This window comes from Pseudomonas sp. NPDC087803 (assembly GCF_044742995.1).
Classification (GTDB): Bacteria; Pseudomonadota; Gammaproteobacteria; order Pseudomonadales; family Pseudomonadaceae; genus Aquipseudomonas.
This window is the reverse complement of record NZ_JBIUVO010000001.1, coordinates 580,884-597,359: the sequence shown is the minus strand read 5'-3', so window position 1 is coordinate 597,359 and position 16,476 is coordinate 580,884. Positions and strand designations below refer to the sequence as shown.

General features: G+C 61.7%; 18 protein-coding genes and 1 pseudogene. 4 read left to right on the top strand and 15 right to left on the bottom strand.

The window, feature by feature from the left end; translation table 11 throughout:
* Positions 1–52: 52 nt before the first annotated feature.
* From ACIOUG_RS02510 to ACIOUG_RS02495, 4 genes are all read right to left on the bottom strand, one after another.
* Positions 53–631, bottom strand: coding sequence for a DUF1842 domain-containing protein (locus ACIOUG_RS02510; protein WP_401062243.1), 579 nt, complete (start codon positions 629–631; stop codon positions 53–55).
* Between the two features lie 41 nt (positions 632–672).
* Positions 673–1,290, bottom strand: coding sequence for a DUF1842 domain-containing protein (locus ACIOUG_RS02505; RefSeq protein ID WP_401062241.1), 618 nt, complete (start codon positions 1,288–1,290; stop codon positions 673–675).
* 34 nt (positions 1,291–1,324) lie between these two features.
* Positions 1,325–1,510, bottom strand: a complete 186-nt coding sequence (locus tag ACIOUG_RS02500; protein ID WP_401062240.1) for a DUF1843 domain-containing protein — start codon at positions 1,508–1,510, stop codon at positions 1,325–1,327.
* Between the two features lie 689 nt (positions 1,511–2,199).
* A complete protein-coding gene (locus tag ACIOUG_RS02495; RefSeq protein WP_401062238.1) occupies positions 2,200–2,430 on the bottom strand; it encodes a hypothetical protein in 231 nt (76 codons plus the stop codon).
* Positions 2,431–2,471: 41 nt separating this feature from the next.
* Here ACIOUG_RS02495 and ACIOUG_RS02490 point away from each other — a divergent pair, with 41 nt between their 5' ends.
* Positions 2,472–2,840, top strand: coding sequence for a lysozyme inhibitor LprI family protein (locus tag ACIOUG_RS02490; RefSeq protein WP_401062236.1), 369 nt, complete (start codon positions 2,472–2,474; stop codon positions 2,838–2,840).
* Between the two features lie 37 nt (positions 2,841–2,877).
* Here ACIOUG_RS02490 and ACIOUG_RS02485 read toward each other — a convergent pair whose 3' ends face one another.
* The 7 genes from ACIOUG_RS02485 to ACIOUG_RS02455 all read right to left on the bottom strand — a co-directional run bounded on the left by ACIOUG_RS02485 (position 2,878) and on the right by ACIOUG_RS02455 (position 11,029).
* Positions 2,878–5,007, bottom strand: a complete 2,130-nt coding sequence (locus ACIOUG_RS02485) for a TonB-dependent receptor family protein (protein WP_401062235.1) — start codon at positions 5,005–5,007, stop codon at positions 2,878–2,880.
* A gap of 224 nt (positions 5,008–5,231) precedes the next feature.
* Positions 5,232–6,776 carry a class I SAM-dependent methyltransferase gene (locus ACIOUG_RS02480; protein ID WP_401062234.1) on the bottom strand — a complete coding sequence of 515 codons (1,545 nt, stop codon included), beginning with the start codon at positions 6,774–6,776 and terminating at the stop codon, positions 5,232–5,234.
* 87 nt (positions 6,777–6,863) lie between these two features.
* Positions 6,864–7,736, bottom strand: a complete 873-nt coding sequence (locus ACIOUG_RS02475) for a GyrI-like domain-containing protein (RefSeq protein ID WP_401062233.1) — start codon at positions 7,734–7,736, stop codon at positions 6,864–6,866.
* A 188-nt stretch (positions 7,737–7,924) separates the two neighbouring features.
* Complete coding sequence (locus tag ACIOUG_RS02470; protein ID WP_401062231.1) at positions 7,925–8,419, bottom strand: PaaI family thioesterase; 495 nt, start codon at positions 8,417–8,419, stop codon at positions 7,925–7,927.
* A gap of 8 nt (positions 8,420–8,427) precedes the next feature.
* Complete coding sequence (locus ACIOUG_RS02465; protein WP_401062230.1) at positions 8,428–9,585, bottom strand: GGDEF domain-containing protein; 1,158 nt, start codon at positions 9,583–9,585, stop codon at positions 8,428–8,430.
* Between the two features lie 107 nt (positions 9,586–9,692).
* Positions 9,693–10,721, bottom strand: coding sequence for an NAD(P)-dependent alcohol dehydrogenase (locus ACIOUG_RS02460; RefSeq protein ID WP_401062229.1), 1,029 nt, complete (start codon positions 10,719–10,721; stop codon positions 9,693–9,695).
* Between the two features lie 71 nt (positions 10,722–10,792).
* On the bottom strand, positions 10,793–11,029 hold the full coding sequence (locus ACIOUG_RS02455; protein ID WP_401062228.1) for a hypothetical protein: 237 nt from the start codon (positions 11,027–11,029) through the stop codon (positions 10,793–10,795).
* A gap of 170 nt (positions 11,030–11,199) precedes the next feature.
* On the opposite strand from ACIOUG_RS02455, the gene ACIOUG_RS02450 reads away from it, so the two are divergent.
* Together ACIOUG_RS02450 and ACIOUG_RS02445 are read left to right on the top strand one after the other, a co-directional pair.
* Positions 11,200–11,844: an ATPase gene (locus ACIOUG_RS02450; protein WP_401062227.1), complete on the top strand. Its 645-nt coding sequence runs from the start codon at positions 11,200–11,202 to the stop codon at positions 11,842–11,844.
* An 85-nt stretch (positions 11,845–11,929) separates the two neighbouring features.
* The gene (locus tag ACIOUG_RS02445) at positions 11,930–12,271 is read left to right on the top strand and encodes a hypothetical protein (RefSeq protein WP_401062226.1); all 342 of its coding nucleotides are present in this window, start codon (positions 11,930–11,932) and stop codon (positions 12,269–12,271) included.
* 113 nt (positions 12,272–12,384) lie between these two features.
* On the opposite strand, the gene ACIOUG_RS02440 is transcribed toward ACIOUG_RS02445, so the two are convergent.
* Both ACIOUG_RS02440 and ACIOUG_RS02435 read right to left on the bottom strand, forming a co-directional pair.
* A complete protein-coding gene (locus ACIOUG_RS02440; protein ID WP_401062225.1) occupies positions 12,385–13,383 on the bottom strand; it encodes a zinc-dependent alcohol dehydrogenase family protein in 999 nt (332 codons plus the stop codon).
* A gap of 103 nt (positions 13,384–13,486) precedes the next feature.
* Positions 13,487–14,125, bottom strand: a complete 639-nt coding sequence (locus tag ACIOUG_RS02435; protein ID WP_401062224.1) for a TetR family transcriptional regulator — start codon at positions 14,123–14,125, stop codon at positions 13,487–13,489.
* Positions 14,126–14,236: 111 nt separating this feature from the next.
* Between ACIOUG_RS02435 and ACIOUG_RS02430 the strand changes: the two genes are divergently transcribed.
* Positions 14,237–14,893, top strand: a complete 657-nt coding sequence (locus ACIOUG_RS02430) for an O-methyltransferase (protein ID WP_401062222.1) — start codon at positions 14,237–14,239, stop codon at positions 14,891–14,893.
* A 25-nt stretch (positions 14,894–14,918) separates the two neighbouring features.
* On the opposite strand, the pseudogene ACIOUG_RS02425 reads toward ACIOUG_RS02430, so the two are convergent.
* A pseudogene (locus ACIOUG_RS02425) lies at positions 14,919–15,398 on the bottom strand (GNAT family N-acetyltransferase).
* A gap of 68 nt (positions 15,399–15,466) precedes the next feature.
* Complete coding sequence (locus ACIOUG_RS02420) at positions 15,467–16,471, bottom strand: XdhC family protein (protein ID WP_401062221.1); 1,005 nt, start codon at positions 16,469–16,471, stop codon at positions 15,467–15,469.
* Between the last annotated feature and the right edge of the window lie 5 nt (positions 16,472–16,476).

The following is a 16,476-nucleotide window of genomic DNA, read 5'->3' as shown; positions in this document are numbered from 1 at the left end:
GTTGAAAAAGTCCCGGGCGCGATCCTTTGCAATCGCGCCCGGGGCCGTTCGGTTAGCGCGTTTCCAGGCGCGCGATTTCTGCTTTCAGATGCTCAAGGGCACTGCGCAAGGCGCCCTCGTGCGCCACCTGTTGCTCGGCCTGTTGCACTACGGTTTTGAGTTGCGCCAGATCGCCGCCGGTCTGCGCTTGCTGCACCGCCACGGCGTACAGTGGCTGCGGGTGCGGCGTGGGGTGCGGTTGCTCGCTGGGCGCCTGATGCACCGCGACGTGCTTCACTTCGTGCCACTGACCCTGTTCTTCATAGCGATAATCGACAAAGCCGCTGGCCCAGTCGCCGCCCAGAATGCCTCTGAGGTGGAAGGTCTGCGCGATCTGGCTGAGCGGGCCGCTCGGACCGCCGTCAAGGGTGAGGATGATGTGGTTCTCGACGTTTGCAGTCAGTTTGGTTTCGGAAAAACTGCCCCAGACCTGAGTCCGGAAATTGACCGTCGGCCAGGTGGCCTGAAACACGCTGGCAATTCCGCTGACACGTTTGTTCACGGTATCGACCAGCAGATCCAGGTTCAGAACCGGTGCGCCGGGCAGTGCATTGCTGATGCTGAGACGGGTGTGAAAAAGTCCAATCGACATGGTGCTACTCCCTAAGTGAATGGCGGATCAAGTGGCCTGACTCAGTGGCTCTGCAGCCGGCTGACCTCTTTCTTCGCGGTGTCCAGTGCGTCGCGCAATTTCGGCAGTTGCTCCAGTTGCTGTTCGGCGAGCCTGGCCAGGTTCTTCATCTGCGCCAGATCACCGCTGGCGATGGCACTCTGAATCGGCGCGGCATACAGCGGCAGGATCGGTGGATGCGGGTTGATCACCGGGCCGGGATTAAACGGTGAAGGTATCGACTCCACCAGATGCGCCGGGGCGTTGTTGACCTCATGCCAGCGTTGACCATCGAAGTAACTGTAATTGGCAACGCCTTCACGCCAGTCGGTACCCACCACCAGTTTTACTTTGAAATTCACGATGGAGTTGGCGCCTGGGCCGCCGTGATTGCCTTGAGCGGTCACGAGGATTTTGCTGACGCCGGGCGACATCACGGTGAGGTAGGTGTACTCGCCCCAGACGTCGGAATGCACGTCGAGTGGCGGATTGGTTGCCTGGGTGATCGCGGCGGTGCCATTGACTTTCGTATTGGGTGTCGAGACCAGCAGGTGCAGGGCCAGTGACTGCGCACCGGGCGCGCCGGTGCCGATGCGATAGCTCACCGGGAACAGGCCGACATTTTCAGTAGAACCGGACATGTTGATTGCCTCCATTGCAATATGATTGATGGCTTCAGGACTTTTCGCGCCTGGAAACTTCCTTGGCCAGTTTTTCGTACGCGTCTTTCAGGTCTTGCGCTTCAGACTTGCTGGTGTCGCGTTGTTGCAACAAAGTCTTCATGTGTTGCACATCGCCTTGCTTGATCGCGCTTTGAATGGCGACCCCGTAAGGAGGGATGTTGGCCGTTGAACGGGACATAGCGAGTTTTCCTCATCCGTGCTGCAAAACCGCCCCTCGCGGACAAGGGGCGCCGTACCTGACAGCCAGGCAGCCGCGACCTGCGAGAACAGCGGCAAGCGTTGTTCTCGACGAGCGTGCAGCCTGATCCGTCGGGATCTGATCGAATGCTGGTTTCAATGCGCGCAGCGCAGACGTCAATACGCCCGGGCCGGCGCCGACGATCTCAGCCGAAGCCGCCGGGCGGGGCTTCGGGGGCGTCGCGGGTGGCCTGTCTGAGTGGCAGACCAAGAGAATTGACCGGTACGTTGTTCATCTTTCTGTCCTTGATAGAACACAACGAAACGCAGGGACCAGTGGCGCGCTCGGCAAGAGCGCAGGAGAACCGCAAGCACAAAAACCATCCCTGATTTCTTTTCCAGTGCCACTACGGGCGCGCGCCTTTCAGACGCTCGCAAGTTGGCTGGCATATCGCCAGCCACGCAACCCTAGATCCGATTCAGCGGTCCTGCCAGACAAAGCGCCGAACGGTCATGTACAGCGTGTTGGCGTTGTACATGACGCGCTTGGCTTAGGTGATCAAGAACTTGATTTGACGGGATATTTCGTGAAAAACCAAGTTTCGCGAGGCAGTGCACGACGGGTGGATTCGTTCGCGATAAGCAATCCACCCGCCAAGCATATAGCGTTGATTTGCCGTCCGGCGGCAGTCAATTACCGTCGGCCACCTTGCGTTCGATCGCATCGGTCTTACGCTTGAGTTCCTCGGTGTCCTGTTCCATGACGCGGGTGGAGGTGGGGGTAATCACCTCGTCCACGGCGCGGGTATCGTCGTCGCTGTCCTGCAGATCGCGGTTCACCACATCCACCGGTTTGCCCGAGGAGTCGAGCGGTGGCGCGTTGTGAGGGGTTGCAGGCTTGCGGTCATCGGTGCTTTTCATTTCTCATACCTCCATTGACTTACTACGTTGGATACGAAGCCATGACGCGAGTTCGAGAAATTTCACGGGTGACCGCTGCCGCCCTTGGCTGTGCGCTGCTGATCGCTGCAAATTCGACGCAAGCCGCCAGTTTCGACTGCGACAAGGCCAAATCCATGGACGAAAAAGCCGTCTGCGCCAATCGCGCCCTGAACGACCTGGACGTCACCATGGGCGAGCTGTTCAGCCTCGATAAACGCCTGCTGCCGATGGGCGGGCGCGATGCTCTGATCGGTGAGCAGCAGGACTTCCTGAAAAGCCGCAAGGCCTGTGGCGCCAAGGTCGATTGTTTGACCGATCTGTATCAGAAGCGCGTCGTTGCGCTGCGTCGCATCATCGAGACGCGGGTGATGACGCAGGGGCCGTTTTGACCCGCTGCGTTGTTCTGCTGCTGGTCAGGTCATGCCGTCAGAGCAGGCTCCACGACACCCCGACATAAACCCCCAACCCTTCACCCGGCGTGGACCGCGCTGCGTCCTGGCCCTTGTCGTCATACCCCGGCGTGACTGTCGCGGCGTAGTGTTTGTTGGTCAGGTTGCGCAGGTCCAGCCAGGTCTGCCAGTCGTTTTTCGGCGCGTTGTAGCCGACGGTGGCGCCAAACAGCGCGTAGGGATCGGCGTAGTAGCTGTTGGCGTAATCCACGGCGACTTTGGACACCAGTTGCGTATTGACCGCCGCGAAGAAGCCCTGCGGCCAGTCGTGGCGCAGTTCGCTCTGGTAGTAGTGCATCGGCAGGCCGGGCAGGCGGTTGTCGCCGAAACGCTGGTCGTCGCGGTAGTGGAAATCGCTGAAGGTGTAGGCCTGGCGCAGGCTCAATTTACGCCCGTCGGCGGCCGACCACAGTGTGCTTTGCAGGCTGGCTTCCACGCCTTGGTGCACGGTGGGGCTGGCGTTGAGTTCGTACGGGGTGACGGCATTGGCATCCGGCAGCACCGAAAGCAATTCGTGGCGTACCTGCGCGTAGTACCACGCCAGGCTCCACTGGCCGATTGCGCTGTCGCCGCGACCGCCGAGTTCGAGGGTGGTTGCGGTCTGGTTCTGCAGTTTGATCGGGTCGCTCTGGGTGCCGGTCGCCGCACCGTTGTCGGCGGGGAAGCGGATGTTCGAGCTGTAGATCAGCGACCACGGGTGTGGTGCCTCGACTGAGCGGCTGAGGTTGCCGAACAGTTGCAGATCCGGCGTGAGCTGATAACGCAGGCCCAGACGCGGGGCGTAATCCCAGTCATTCATGCTGGTCTTGCCGCCGCTTTGCGGGTAGGTGACGGCGCTTTCACGGCGGGTGTAGATGGCGGCGAGGCCGGTGGTCAACCACAGGTCGTCGGCGATTTCCAGGTCGTTGCCGGCATGCAGAACGGTGTCCGAACCCTGATAGGTGAAATTGCGCATGCGGGTGCCCGGCGCATACGCGGCGGTGTTGCCGGTGGGGATGCGCACGAATTCGCTGGCGCCGTCGTTGGGCAGGTGTTTGGTGGTGCGCAGGCCCACGGTGCTGCGGCTTTCCATGCCGAACAAAGTGTCGCGACGCTTGTAGTCGAACGTGCCGCTGACGTCGGTGTAGGCCACTTTCAGACGGTTCGGGCCTTCGCGCAGGTCCATCGGGTAATCGTGATAGACCAGGCCGGTCTGGATGCTCGAATCGTCGTCGATGTAGTAGGTGGTCTTGTTGCCGATGAAGGTGCTGCCCGGTTGCTTGCGGCTGTCATCGCGTGACACGTAGGCCGGGTTGGCCGCCCGTGGAGTGTGCTCGATCGAGTGCTTGGTCACTCGGCCGGCGAGGTCGTTGTCGGTCTCGCGATAGCGGATATAGAAGCGGGTTTCCAGGTTCGGGTTGAAGCGATAGCCGAAGTTGGCGATCACGCCTTTGCTCTCGCTGGCGGTGTGATCCTGATAGCCGTCGGCGTTCGAATCGGTCAGCGACACGTAGTAATCGAAGTCGCCCAGCACCTGCCCGGAGCTCACCTGACGCTGCTGATAACCATGGCTGCCAGTGGCATAGCGCACCTGCAATTTCGGCGCGTCGTAGCCGCTGTGGCTGACGTAATCGACGGCGCCGCCCAGCGCCAGGGCGCCGCGATCAAAGCCGTTGGCGCCGCGCAGCACTTCCACATGGTCGAGCCATAGCGGTTCGAGCAATTCGTAGGGCGTGCCGCCGGGGCCGGTCAGCGGCAGGCCGTCGAGCATCGTGTACAACCCCGAGGCGTGGGCGCCCGGCGCCCGGTTGATCCCCGAACCACGGATCGAAATCTTCACCCCTTCGTTGCCCGCCGACTGCGCGTAGACCCCCGGCTGATACGCCAGCACATCCTGATTGCTCGCCACCTTGCCCTGCAACGGCTGGCGCAGGTCGACCACGTTGCTGCCGCCTGGCACCTGCGCCAGCCGCGCTTCGGCCTCGGCCACGGAGGCATCGGCGCCGCTTTGTTCTTCAGCCGAAATCAGCACCTGTCCCAACTCCATGCCTTTGGGTTCCTCGGCCATGACCGGGCAGGCGAGGGCCAGGCCCAGCAGGACAGAGGGCAGGGATTTGGGCGACGGCATCGAAGAAACTCCAGGCAGACAGGGACGGGCAATGAACAGTGCGACGCAAGAAGGAACGATGGAAACACATGGCAATTTGGCTTTTTTGCCAGGGGGCGAGGTGATAGACGCGGCGGTGGTGACTGAAAACGGCGCTCAGGGCCTTGAAACGCAGACGACGGGCCGCTGTTGTTCGCGGCCCGTCGTCCGGTTTGCCTGCGCGTCAGTTGGCGCGCATGAAAGGATCAAGCAATTTTCAGCGCCATGAGAATATCCAGCGGTGTTTGCGCAAATGCCCGCGCCCGTTCAGTCATCTCGGCCAGGTTTTCTTCGGCCGTGAGCAGCGGCTGGTCGCCGTTGAGCAGCACTTCACCCTGGTCACCGATGACGGCCCACGCCAACTGCGCCCAGTCTTGTGGGTCGCTCATGCCCTGCTTGATCGAAATCAGGAACAGTTGCTGCACGCGGCTGACCGCCACACCACCGCCGGTGACCGGGCTGGCCAGCACCTGGATATTGTTGTTGAACAGCGCGCGCTTGCACAGTTGCAGGTTGAGAGTGTCGCAGCGTTCCTGCACCTGCCTTGCGGCGGCTTCGCTCTGGCACGGGGCGGCGACGCCCATGCCGATCAGCACGGTGACAGCCTGCACCAGGTCGTCGTAGGAAACGGAGTCGACGGCCATCGACAACTGCTGCAGGGTTTTCGGCGCGTAGGCACTGGCGGCGAGCGCTCGGAGCACCGGGCTGTAAATCTCTGCTTGCAGCGCAGCCTCGCCGGCGGGACCAGTGACCGTGCCGGGAATGCTCTCAATTGCTTGCAGCAGGACAAAACGCGTTCGCAGCAGGCCATCGCGCTGCTCGGCAGCAGACAGCCGATTGGCGCCGCGTACGTACAGATCCCGGCGGAAACTCTGATTGATGAAGTAGTCGCGCGCCTGTTCGCGCATGATCGGATGCTCGATACCGTCCAGAAAGTCCACGCCTTCTGCACTCAAGTTGAGCGCAACGACGGTATCCAGCGGCACGACCGTGGTGGCGTAGTCGAGTTTGGCCGCGGTCATGGCCTCGACCACGTCGGCGAAATACATGCAGTTCCAGTCGCGGTTGAAGTACTCATGAGCCACGTACTGACGATTCTGGCCCTTGATGCTCTGCAACTGGGCCCCCAGGGCCGGCGCCGCTTTGGCGTACTTTGGATTGGCTGCCAACAGCGCTTCGGAAAACTCCATCGCAGCATCGATGCGTTTGGCCGGACTGGTCGAGGTCTGGCTGGCAAACCGGTTGTGCAGGCTGAACAGGTTGCGCAATGGCGCCGACGGCGACCAGCCCGGAAAGCAGTTGTAGCTGACGTACAACATGCCGCCGGGCTTGAGGTGGCGGCGGGCGAACTCGACGATCAGTTTCTGGTTGTCGCGGCTGACCCAAGTCCAGATGCCATGCAGGCTGATGCTGTCGAAAGCCGGCAGGTCATCACGGGCCAGCAGTTGCTCGAAGCTGTCGTCATACAGCCGCGCCTCGCTGTTCCAGTCATTTGCCAGTGCAATGGCATGCGCGGCCTGGGACGGTGTGAAGTCGGTGCCGACGTAGTTGCCGGGGTTGGCGGCGGCATGGATGTTGATCGAAACACCTTGGCCGAAGCCCAGTTCGCAGTGGTAGCCGGCGCTGCCTTCCAGAGTGGCAAAACCGCGCAGCAACAAACAATAACGCTGGAACACCGGGTTGATTTCCCGGCTGTACGAGTAGGTGTAGCCCTCGTCGGTAAAATACCCTTCGTTCCAGGCATTGCTCATGGGTGCATCCTTCAATTCGCTAAGGTGAGCCGCCCTTATAAGGGGTTGGCATTGCGCACCACAAGCGGAAAAACAGGTAAGTGAGTCTTACGATTGCAGAGGCACGTAGACGTCTGTCTGCCACTGATCCTGCGGGGTCTCGGGATAGACGCTCAGGTAATGGAAAAACAGCGGATGATCACGTAATTCCTCACCGCTGGCCGGCAGCCAGTCGCGGTAGACGGGATAGATGGTTTCGCCAATGTGATCCGGTGAACCCACGTGCCGCACTACCACGCAACGCCCGCCGGGAATCACGAGTTCCTGCACGCCGAACGTATTCGGCGCCACCGGCTCATCAATTTCGCCACAGATGGCGAAGCGAAAGTCCTCCGCTGCTGTGGTGTCCGGATTGTTGTAGGGAATCCCGAAGGTGCGGCTCGACGCTACGGGCGACTGCCCGCTGTGCATGCGCCAGGCGATGAATTTCTGCACGCTTTGCTGCACCGCTCCCGGCGCGCCGCAGTGCTCAAGCGCAGCGACCCGTACAGTGGGGAAGTCGACGATTCTGGTTTGCATGATGACGCTCCTGGAAAAGTGAGGGATGGCGAATACCGCATTCCAGATCTGCCAGTTCGGTTGCTTCCTGAAGGCACTCGGCGGCATGCCGAAGTCACGCCGAAACGCTCGACTGAACGCTTCCGGACTTTCGAAACCGGCGCCAGACGCGGCCTCCAGTATCGAATGATCCGGCTGCGCGGCCAGCCGATGCGCAGCCCGGCGCAAGCGCATCAGTTGCACGTAGCGCGAGACCGGCACGCCAACGAACGCGCTGAATTGCCGATGGAAGTGAAACACCGAAAAATTCGCCAACTGACTCAACGTGCTCACCGACAGGTCGCCTTCGAGATGCGCGTCGATGTAGGCGAGCACGGCGTTGAAGCGTCGGGTGTAGGCGCGGTGGGTCGGCAGGTCGGACACTGGGTAAAGACTCCTGGAAGTGCGGTCTGCTATAGCCTCGTCGATTTCCGGGTGGGTATGCCTAGCCGGGTTTGCTCAAGTGTCATTCCTGTAGGAGCTGCCGAAGGCTGCGATCTTTTGATTATGCTTTTGAAGGTCAAAATCAAAAGATCGCAGCCTGCGGCAGCTCCTACAGGAGGAGCGGGGTGTCAGCGGCCGTGCGCCGCGTCCGCTAACTGCCCGGTGTCGACTCGCACGAATACCGAATCACCCACCGCCGTCAGCACATCCCCGGCGTACACCTCGCAGATCACCCGGGTCTTGCGTCCGACTTCGCCTTCGACCCTGGCGCGCAAGGTCAGGGTGATGCCCATCGGCGTGGGTTTGATGAATTTGATGCCGAGGTTGCCGGTCACGCAGTCGATGCGCGGCAGGCTGCCCGGTTCACGTTGTTCGTGGCGGTAGTGGCAGGCCATGGCGGTCCAGTTGGAATGGCAGTCGATCAGCATCGCCAGCAACCCGCCGTAGACCAGATCCGGCCAGCCGCAGTATTTTTCCTCCGGCAGGTGTTCGGCCATGACGTGCACGCCGTCCTCGTGCCAGTAGCTTTTGACGTGCAGCCCATGCGGGTTGCGGCCGCCGCAGCCGTAGCAGACGCCTTCGGGGGCGGCGAGGTCTTGCAGGGGAGTCTCGGAACGGGTCATGGGTCTGGTCATCCTGAAGTGGTGAGCCCGGTCAGGCGCAGGCGATTGCGGCCGCCGCGCTTGGATTCATAGAGCGCAGCGTCGCCTTGTTCGATGAGTGCCGCGAGGCTGGCCGGCGGCTGGTTGAACAGGGTGGCGCCGATGCTCAGCGTCACCGGTTCGGCGGTGGGGAAGGCCTGGGCGGCGCTGCGCTGAAACCGCTCGCGCAGGGCGTCGCCCAGTGTGACGATGTGTTCACTCGGCGCGTTGCCGAGCAAAATCACGAACTCGTCACCGCCCAAACGGGCAGCCAATGCCTCATCGGAGGTTTCGGCGCGGATCATCTCGCTCAACGCCACCAGCAAACGGTCGCCGGCGCTGTGCCCGTACTGGTCGTTGATCAGTTTGAAGTTGTCGATGTCGATCAGCAGCAGAGCACCGGGATGTGCCGGGGACACGTCCCGCAGCAGACGCGGTGCGCGCACGTCGAGGGCGCGTCGGTTATACAGGGCGGTCAGTGGATCGCGCGCGGCCAGTCGGGCGATCTGCTCTTCGCGGCGGTAGCGTTCGGTGCCGGTCATCGACAGTGCGATCAGCATGATCGCCATCGCGCCCTCTACCAGCGAAATCTGGATGATGACGCCACGGAATGCGGCCAGGTCGATCAACGTCCCCGGGATCATCACGGTCAGGGCCTTGGCCACATAGAAAATCCCATGACCGAGCAGCACGTAGCGCAATTGCACCGCGCCGACGCTCAGCGATTTGCCATGCGGGCGCAGCAACAGGCTGGCCTTGAGCGTCGAGGCGGCGACCAGCAGCGAGTTGGCGGCGAGCATGACTTTCGACCACAACGGCCCGTCCGGCAGCAACAGCAAAAACAGCCAGGTGACGAAGATCAGGTACCAGGCGCGGGACAGGCGAATCTGGGTGAAGCGCGCCACACCGAGCAGAAACAGGAAATGCGCGGTCACCAGCAAGCCGTTGGCAAACCAGATGCCGACCAGCAGAAAGCCGTTGCTGCGCAACAGGGCCAGGGTGGAGCCGACGGTAATCGTGGCGAAACCGGCGCTCCAGAACAGCAGCGAAGGCTCACGAATGCTGCGCCACTCGACCGCCAGATACAGCGCGGCGGCGGCTGCGAGAGCGATCGAGATGGTCAGCATCGTTGGTGGGTCGAGCGGCATTTCTTGGGGAGCCTGTCTGAGAGTCGGTTAGACGGGCGATTGTAAGCGTTCGGGGCTGTTTTGGCAGGAGGTGCGGCGTCTGCGCTGACAGGCGCCGCACCGGATTGTCACTGACTGGCGTCCAGCACCACGCGATAGCGCGCCTTGCCGCTGCGCAGATGGTCGACGGCCTCGTTGACCTTGCTCATGGGAAACATCTCGACCTGCGGCAGAATCTGATGCCGGGCGCAGAATTCGAGCATGGTCGCCATGGTGCCGGGCGAACCGACCGGGGAGGCGGACAGGGATTTCTGCTGGGGGATCAGGTCGAACACATGCACCGGAATCGCGTTGGGCACGATGCCGACGAAATGCAGACGTCCGTTGCCACGCAGGGTGGCGAGCATCGCCGTCCAGTCGAGGTCGGCGTTGGCGCTGATCAACAGGAAGTCCAGGGTGCCGGCAATCGCTTTCAGTGCGTTGCTGTCGGTCGAGGCCACGACATTGTGCGCGCCCAGGCGTCTGGCTTCGTCCTGCTTGTTCAGCGACGAGGTAAACGCGGTGACTTCGCAGCCCCACGCATTGAGAAACCGCAGCGCCAGATGACCGAGGCCGCCGATGCCGACCACGCCGACCCGGTCGGTGGGTTTGACGCCGAACTGCAGCAATGGGTTGAACACGGTGGAACCGGCGCAGAACAGCGGGCCGACCATCGCCGGATCAAGATTGGCCGGCACCGGAATCGCCCAGGCCCAGTGCGAACGCAAGCGATCGGCAAAACCGCCGTTGCTGCCGATAATGGTCGGTTGGGCGGTGCCGCACAGTTGCTGCGAGCCGCTGATGCACGACGAACAATGCATGCAGCTGCCCTTGTACCAGCCGATGCCGACGCGCTGGCCGAGTTCGAGGCCGCGCACCTGCGGGCCCATGCGCACGATTTTGCCGACCACTTCGTGGCCCGGCACGAACGGGTAGCGGCTGATGCCCCAGTCGTTGTCGATCAGCGACTGATCGGAGTGGCAGACGCCGCAATATTCCACCGCGACTTCCACGTCCTCTTCGCCCAAAGGGCCGGGATCGTAGCTGTAGCGTTCCAGCGGGGCGCGGGCGGCGGTGGCGGCCCAGCCGTTGAAAGTTGCAGGTTCGCTGTTGCTCATGGGGGACACCTCCGGTTCGACTGACGGGGACATTGGCAGCCCGCAAAGTCTAGCCGGTCATTACCAAGGTGCTAGAGCCAGGTGGCGACGACCCGTCGATCCAGTTCTTCCCAGTAGGCCATGCCCAGCACCCGCGTGGTGTTCAAGCCGCGCAGATAGCCGCGCAACTGGTTGGCGGTATCGCGCTTGAGCTGCGCATCGGTGATGTCCTTGTCCAGCAACACGCTTTCGTACTGCACCAGGTACTCGGCCACTCGCTCGCGAAAGTCGGGCAAAACCGCGTCGCGGATCAGGTCAAAGGTTCTCAAATCGGCTTCCTCACTGTTGTTTTAGTCATTAGGGATGAGCGGCTATCAAACTTTTTCGTTGATGACTATCGCTAGAAGTAATAGTGACCATCACGAAACGCAAGTTCAGCTTTGCATTCAATAGGCGGAAAATCGCTTTCATTGAACACGCAGCTCAAGGAAATTGCGCGATGAAGACACTGACCCGACTGGCGTTGATCGCTCTGCTGATGAGCGGCGTGGTAGCCACGGCACCGTCTTACGCAGACGACGCCTGTGCGTGTCATCTTCAACCGATCGCCGGCAGCAGCGCGACTTTGCAGCATTCGCAGACCGTGGGCGTGCTGTACAGCGAAAACACCAGGGAAAACCTGCAGTACCTGACGCGTTACCACGACATGGCGCTGCACGGTGCCAAGGATGCGCTGGACTCGCGGATTCGTGCAGCCTTTGTGCGCAGCTCCGACCCGGAACTGGCGATCGACTGGTTGCTCAGCTCGTTGCAGCGTCAGTTCATGTCGGTGACCGTTTACGACAACCTCGATGCACTGATTCTGGCGCATCCGGACATCGTGGTGAAACTCGACACCTTCAACCGCTTGCTGACCCAGCAGAACAGCCTGTTCGAAGCGCACTTCATCGCGCGTTTCTATGACGCCGACCTGCAGTACATCGGCAAGGCGGAAGGTTCAGTCGAGAAACAGATCCCGTCAGTCTGGGTGCATGACAAGGCGGCGCAAGAGATTGCCGCGCAGATCGAGAAACAACGTGACCTGCAACTCAATGCCTTGAAGCAGTTCGATGCCTCGCTCAAGGCGCTGGTGGCTTCCAGCTGAACACTCAAAACATAAAGGGCAGCGGCGGCGCCGTGACGCTGAACCGTTGCCAGTTGAACCGAAACCTTATTTCAGGATTACCCCGATGCGTGCTTTGTTTGCCCCGACCCTGGCCGTTGCCTCCTTGCTGCTCGCTGGCTGCGCCTCCGCGCCGAACGCCCCGACGCTGACCTTGCACACCAGCAAGACCCCGGCGCAATACGCCGATTGCGTGGTGCCGAAGCTGCAGGGCAGTGCGCTGAACCCGACGGTATCGCAGACCCAGCGCAGCTACCGGATCGTGGTGCCGAGCAAGGTGTCGGCAGACAACGTGCTGGAAGCCTACAAGGCCGGCGACGGCGGCAAAGTGTTCATCTACGAGCGCCACTTGCTGGCCTCGAATTTCCTGCCGTCCAGTTTTGAACGCGCCGCCGAGGATTGCATCTGACCCGGCTGCGCAAACCGTTTTAACCGAGCTCCTTTGGTTGGCCGCAACCAACCAATACTTTGCCCCGCACCTCATTCGGTTGCGGGGCTTTTTTTTGCCGGAGTTTATGCGGCTCAGGCGACGTCGATCACCACCTTGCCAATCGCCGTGCCCTGTTGCACCGCGTCATGTGCCTGGCGCGCCTGGCTGAGGCTGAAGCGCTCGGCATGCATCAACGGCTTGACCTTGCCTTCTTCGATCAACCGCGTGGCGTAGCCGAGGATTTCCCCGTGGTGCTTGCGCCCGACGCCGGTGAGCATCGGCAGCAACACGAAAATCCCCGACAGCGTGGCACTGCGCAGCGAACCGGTGGCCAGGTTGTGAGTACCGAACGCCGCGCAACTGGTGACGTGACCGTAGAGGCGGATCGCCGCGAAGGAGTCATCCAGACTCTTGCCGCCGACGGTGTCGTAGACCACGTCGAAACCCTTGCCATCGGTGAACTGGTTGACGTACTGCTCGACCGGCACGCTCTGGTAGTCGATGGCCGTGGCGCCGTAGCCTTCGACAATCGAGCGCTTGCCCGGCGACACCGTGGCGAACACCTCGGCACCCAGCGCTGCGGCAATTTGCACCGCCATGTGCCCGACACCGCCCGCGCCGCCGTGCACCAGCACCTTCTGACCGGCCTTGACGTGCGCCCGGTCGACCAGACCTTCCCACGCCGTGAGGAACACCAGCGGCACCGCTGCCGCCTCACGGAAACCGAGATTTTTCGGCTTGCGTGCCACCAGATCAGCATCCACCGCCAGATACTCGGCCAACGACCCTGGCAAGCCGTGCACGCCACCGACCATGCCGAACACTTCATCGCCCACCGCCAGATGGGTAACGCTGGCACCGACCGCTTCGATCACGCCGGCCATGTCCGTTCCGAGAATCGCCGGCAGTTCCGGCATCGCGTACGGCGCGTTGCCGGTGCGGATCTTGTAGTCGATGGGGTTTACGCCACTGGCGATGATGCGCACCAAAACCTGGTTGGCCTGCGGCACCGGGCGCTCGATCTGCGCTTCGCGAAAGCTGTTTTCAGCGTAGTCATCAAGGATCAACGCGCGGATGGTGGATTGGCTCATTACGACGCCTCGCTGTCATTTCAGGGGAAGGGGCCATGGTGAAACCTGCCGGCAGGTTTGTCGACCGGATACTGTCCGCCGTTTACCCAGCGTAGTCGCTGACTCACATTGAAGGTTGCTTCAGCGTCACCACGTACGCGCTGAACATGTCCGCCAGCCGGTCGGCGAAGGCCGTGATTTCCAGATCGTTGCGCGCAGTACCGGAAAAGTCTTTGCCCACCGAACTGAGTGTGGTCAGGATCAGCTCGCAGGCCGCGACGCGGGTTGGCTCATCGGATTCCGGCAGCAAATGCAGCATGAACGTGGCGAAGATCTGCCGTCCTGAAGCATGCACTTCGTGGGCCTCGGGCGCATCGCGATACAGCGGCGCCGCGTCATTCAGCGCACCGCGCATCTGCGCTTCCTCGCACTCCGAACGAATGAACGCCTGCACCAGTGTGCGCAGGCGCGTCAGTGGCGGCTGTTGCTGATCTTCCAGAATTCGCCGCAGCATTTGCGTGGTGTGCAACCACTCATCGCTCTGTAAACGAAACAGGATCGCCGCCTTGTTGGGGAAGTACTGATACAGCGAACCGATACTCACGCCAGCCTTTTCCGCGACCCGGGCGGTGGTGAATCGGGTCGCGCCATGCTCGGTCAAAACCTGAATAGCCGCCTGCAGAATGGCCGCGACCAAGTCAGCCGAGCGTGCCTGCTGCGGCTGTTTGCGCGAGGAAATACGGGCGGTCTGACGATTGCTCATGGGCGGCTCGGGCCTCGGGGGAAACGCGAATAGCGGATCGAGTGAATCACTCGCATCATTTAAATGCGACGAATCACTCGCATCTTAATCCCCCATTGACGGAAAGTAATCATGACCACCCTGACTTCTGAGCCATTGGCCAGCCTCATCGAACGCCTCTACAGCCAAGCCAGCGCCGCCACCAGCCCGGTGCTGGAAACGGTGTCCGGCACCGAGCGCGAGCGCCTGATGCACAGCAAGACCGAGTACCTGAAACTCTACGCCATGCTCAAGGACCTGTGGCTGCCGGTCTCGCGCGACACCGGCAAACTGCTGTACATGCTGGCGCGCAATACCAAGGCTAAAGCGATTGTCGAGTTTGGCACCTCGTTCGGCCTGTCCACTCTGCACCTGGCGGCGGCACTGCGCGACAACGGTGGCGGCGTACTGATCGGCAGCGAATTCGAACCGTCGAAAATCGCCCTGGCGCGCCATCACTTCATCGAGGGCGGCGTCAGCGATCTGGTGGAAATCCGCGAAGGCGATGCACTCGTCACCCTCGCCAGCGACCTGCCGCCGTCGGTCGACTTGCTCCTGCTCGACGGGGCCAAGGCGTTGTATGGCGACGTCTTGAGGCTGGTGGAAAAACACCTGAAGCCGGGCGCGCTGGTGGTGGCGGATAACACCAACTATTGCCCGGAATATCTGGCTCACGTGCGTGCGCCACAGAACGGTTACCTGTCGGTGCCGTTTGCGGATGACATCGAGCTGTCGATGCGATTGGGCTGAGCCTGCTTGCCTCAGGGGCAAACCGCTACAAACGCATGCCCATTTCGACAGCCCGAGTCTCGAAACCGAACTCCGCATACATCCGCGCGGCACGGCGATTGAATGGCCAGACGGTCAACCGCAGATCCTGGGCATCCTGTTCGATCGCCCAGTTTTTCACGAGATTCATCAGCCCACGGCCGATGCCTTGTCCCGAAAACTGTTCGGCGACACACACCGAGCCGATGCGAACGACATTCTGCGGTTGCATCAACGGCCCTGAACTGGCCTACAGACTGGCCGTGATAAACGCCGCAGGTTGATCGTCGACATGGGCGATGAACACAACGTGACCGGTTTTTTCGAAAAGGCCTGACCAGTGGGGCAGGTCGCGGGAAAAATCGGCGGTGGGCGGGGCATAGATGTCGGGGCGGGCAGTGTGGTGCACGTCGTTGAGCAATTGCCCCAGCTCACACATGCTCAACGCGTCTGCGCCCGTCGCGGTGCGGTAAGTGATGTGTTCCATGTTGTGCGGTGCTCCTTGATTACGCGCAAGCCGCGAACGGCTCTGTTGATCGTTATTGTTCCAGCCAGTCAGGCTTCCTGCGCCTTAGAGTTCGCGATTGAAAACTCTTTTAGCAGGCTGGCGCCATTCTTCGCGGCCAGAATCTCGGCCATCACGCTGACGGCGATCTCCGCCGGCGTCTTGCTGCCAATGTAGATGCCGATTGGCCCGTGCAGGCGTTCGAGTGATGCCTGGGTCTCACCAAAATGCTCGATCAGACGTTCGCGACGCAATTGGCTATTGCGCCGCGAGCCGATGGCGCCGATGTAAAACGCCGGGCTGTGCAGGGCTTCGAGCAGTGCCAGATCGTCGAGTCGCGGATCATGACTCAAGGCGACGATGCAGGTGCGCAGATCGACCGCGAAGTCGCGGACCACGTCATCCGGCATGCCGATGATCTGCTCCACGCCGTTCACCGCCCAGGTTTCGATGTATTCCGCACGAGGATCGCAAACCGCGACCTTGAAGCCGTTGAACAGCGCCATGGTCGCCAGGTACTCGGCCAGCGCGCCGGCACCGATCATCAGCAGCCGATACCCCGGCCCGAGGGTATTGAGCATCTGTTGGCCGTCGAAACTGAATTGCTCCGGGGTGGCCGTGGCTTGCAGCGTAACCTGACCGCTATCCAATGCCAGACAGCGGCGCACCAGTTGCCCGGCATCCAGTTGCACCAGCAGTTCGTCCAGCACCTGCCACGACGGGTTGAACTCGAGAATCAGCTCAAGCGTGCCGCCACAGGGCAAACCGAAACGATGTGCCTCGTCGGCGCTGACGCCATAGCGCACCACCTCGGGCGCAGCGTCCTTGAAGCCGCTGCCACCATGCGCGGTGGTGTAGCGCTGGATCAGGTCGTCCTCGATGCAACCGCCGGACACGCTGCCGACCGCGCGACCGTCGTTACGCAAGGCCATCATCGACCCTGTCGGGCGCGGCGAAGAGCCCCATGTGCGCGCCACCGTGGCGAGCAATACTCGCTCGCCGGCGGCGAGCCAGTCCCGCGCGGTGCGCAGGACCAGCAAGTCGATGCTTTCCATCAAAG

What these genes read in the sequence shown, in the direction of transcription:
- ACIOUG_RS02510 (WP_401062243.1), bottom strand. Translation starts at nt 631, where the DNA reads ATGTCGATTGGACTTTTTCACACCCGTCTCAGCATCAGCAATGCACTG.
- ACIOUG_RS02505 (WP_401062241.1), bottom strand. Translation starts at nt 1,290, where the DNA reads ATGTCCGGTTCTACTGAAAATGTCGGCCTGTTCCCGGTGAGCTATCGC.
- ACIOUG_RS02500 (WP_401062240.1), bottom strand. Translation starts at nt 1,510, where the DNA reads ATGTCCCGTTCAACGGCCAACATCCCTCCTTACGGGGTCGCCATTCAA.
- ACIOUG_RS02495 (WP_401062238.1), bottom strand. Translation starts at nt 2,430, where the DNA reads ATGAAAAGCACCGATGACCGCAAGCCTGCAACCCCTCACAACGCGCCA.
- ACIOUG_RS02490 (WP_401062236.1), top strand. Translation starts at nt 2,472, where the DNA reads ATGACGCGAGTTCGAGAAATTTCACGGGTGACCGCTGCCGCCCTTGGC.
- ACIOUG_RS02485 (WP_401062235.1), bottom strand. Translation starts at nt 5,007, where the DNA reads ATGCCGTCGCCCAAATCCCTGCCCTCTGTCCTGCTGGGCCTGGCCCTC.
- ACIOUG_RS02480 (WP_401062234.1), bottom strand. Translation starts at nt 6,776, where the DNA reads ATGAGCAATGCCTGGAACGAAGGGTATTTTACCGACGAGGGCTACACC.
- ACIOUG_RS02470 (WP_401062231.1), bottom strand. Translation starts at nt 8,419, where the DNA reads ATGACCCGTTCCGAGACTCCCCTGCAAGACCTCGCCGCCCCCGAAGGC.
- ACIOUG_RS02465 (WP_401062230.1), bottom strand. Translation starts at nt 9,585, where the DNA reads ATGCCGCTCGACCCACCAACGATGCTGACCATCTCGATCGCTCTCGCA.
- ACIOUG_RS02460 (WP_401062229.1), bottom strand. Translation starts at nt 10,721, where the DNA reads ATGAGCAACAGCGAACCTGCAACTTTCAACGGCTGGGCCGCCACCGCC.
- ACIOUG_RS02450 (WP_401062227.1), top strand. Translation starts at nt 11,200, where the DNA reads ATGAAGACACTGACCCGACTGGCGTTGATCGCTCTGCTGATGAGCGGC.
- ACIOUG_RS02445 (WP_401062226.1), top strand. Translation starts at nt 11,930, where the DNA reads ATGCGTGCTTTGTTTGCCCCGACCCTGGCCGTTGCCTCCTTGCTGCTC.
- ACIOUG_RS02440 (WP_401062225.1), bottom strand. Translation starts at nt 13,383, where the DNA reads ATGAGCCAATCCACCATCCGCGCGTTGATCCTTGATGACTACGCTGAA.
- ACIOUG_RS02435 (WP_401062224.1), bottom strand. Translation starts at nt 14,125, where the DNA reads ATGAGCAATCGTCAGACCGCCCGTATTTCCTCGCGCAAACAGCCGCAG.
- ACIOUG_RS02430 (WP_401062222.1), top strand. Translation starts at nt 14,237, where the DNA reads ATGACCACCCTGACTTCTGAGCCATTGGCCAGCCTCATCGAACGCCTC.
- ACIOUG_RS02420 (WP_401062221.1), bottom strand. Translation starts at nt 16,471, where the DNA reads ATGGAAAGCATCGACTTGCTGGTCCTGCGCACCGCGCGGGACTGGCTC.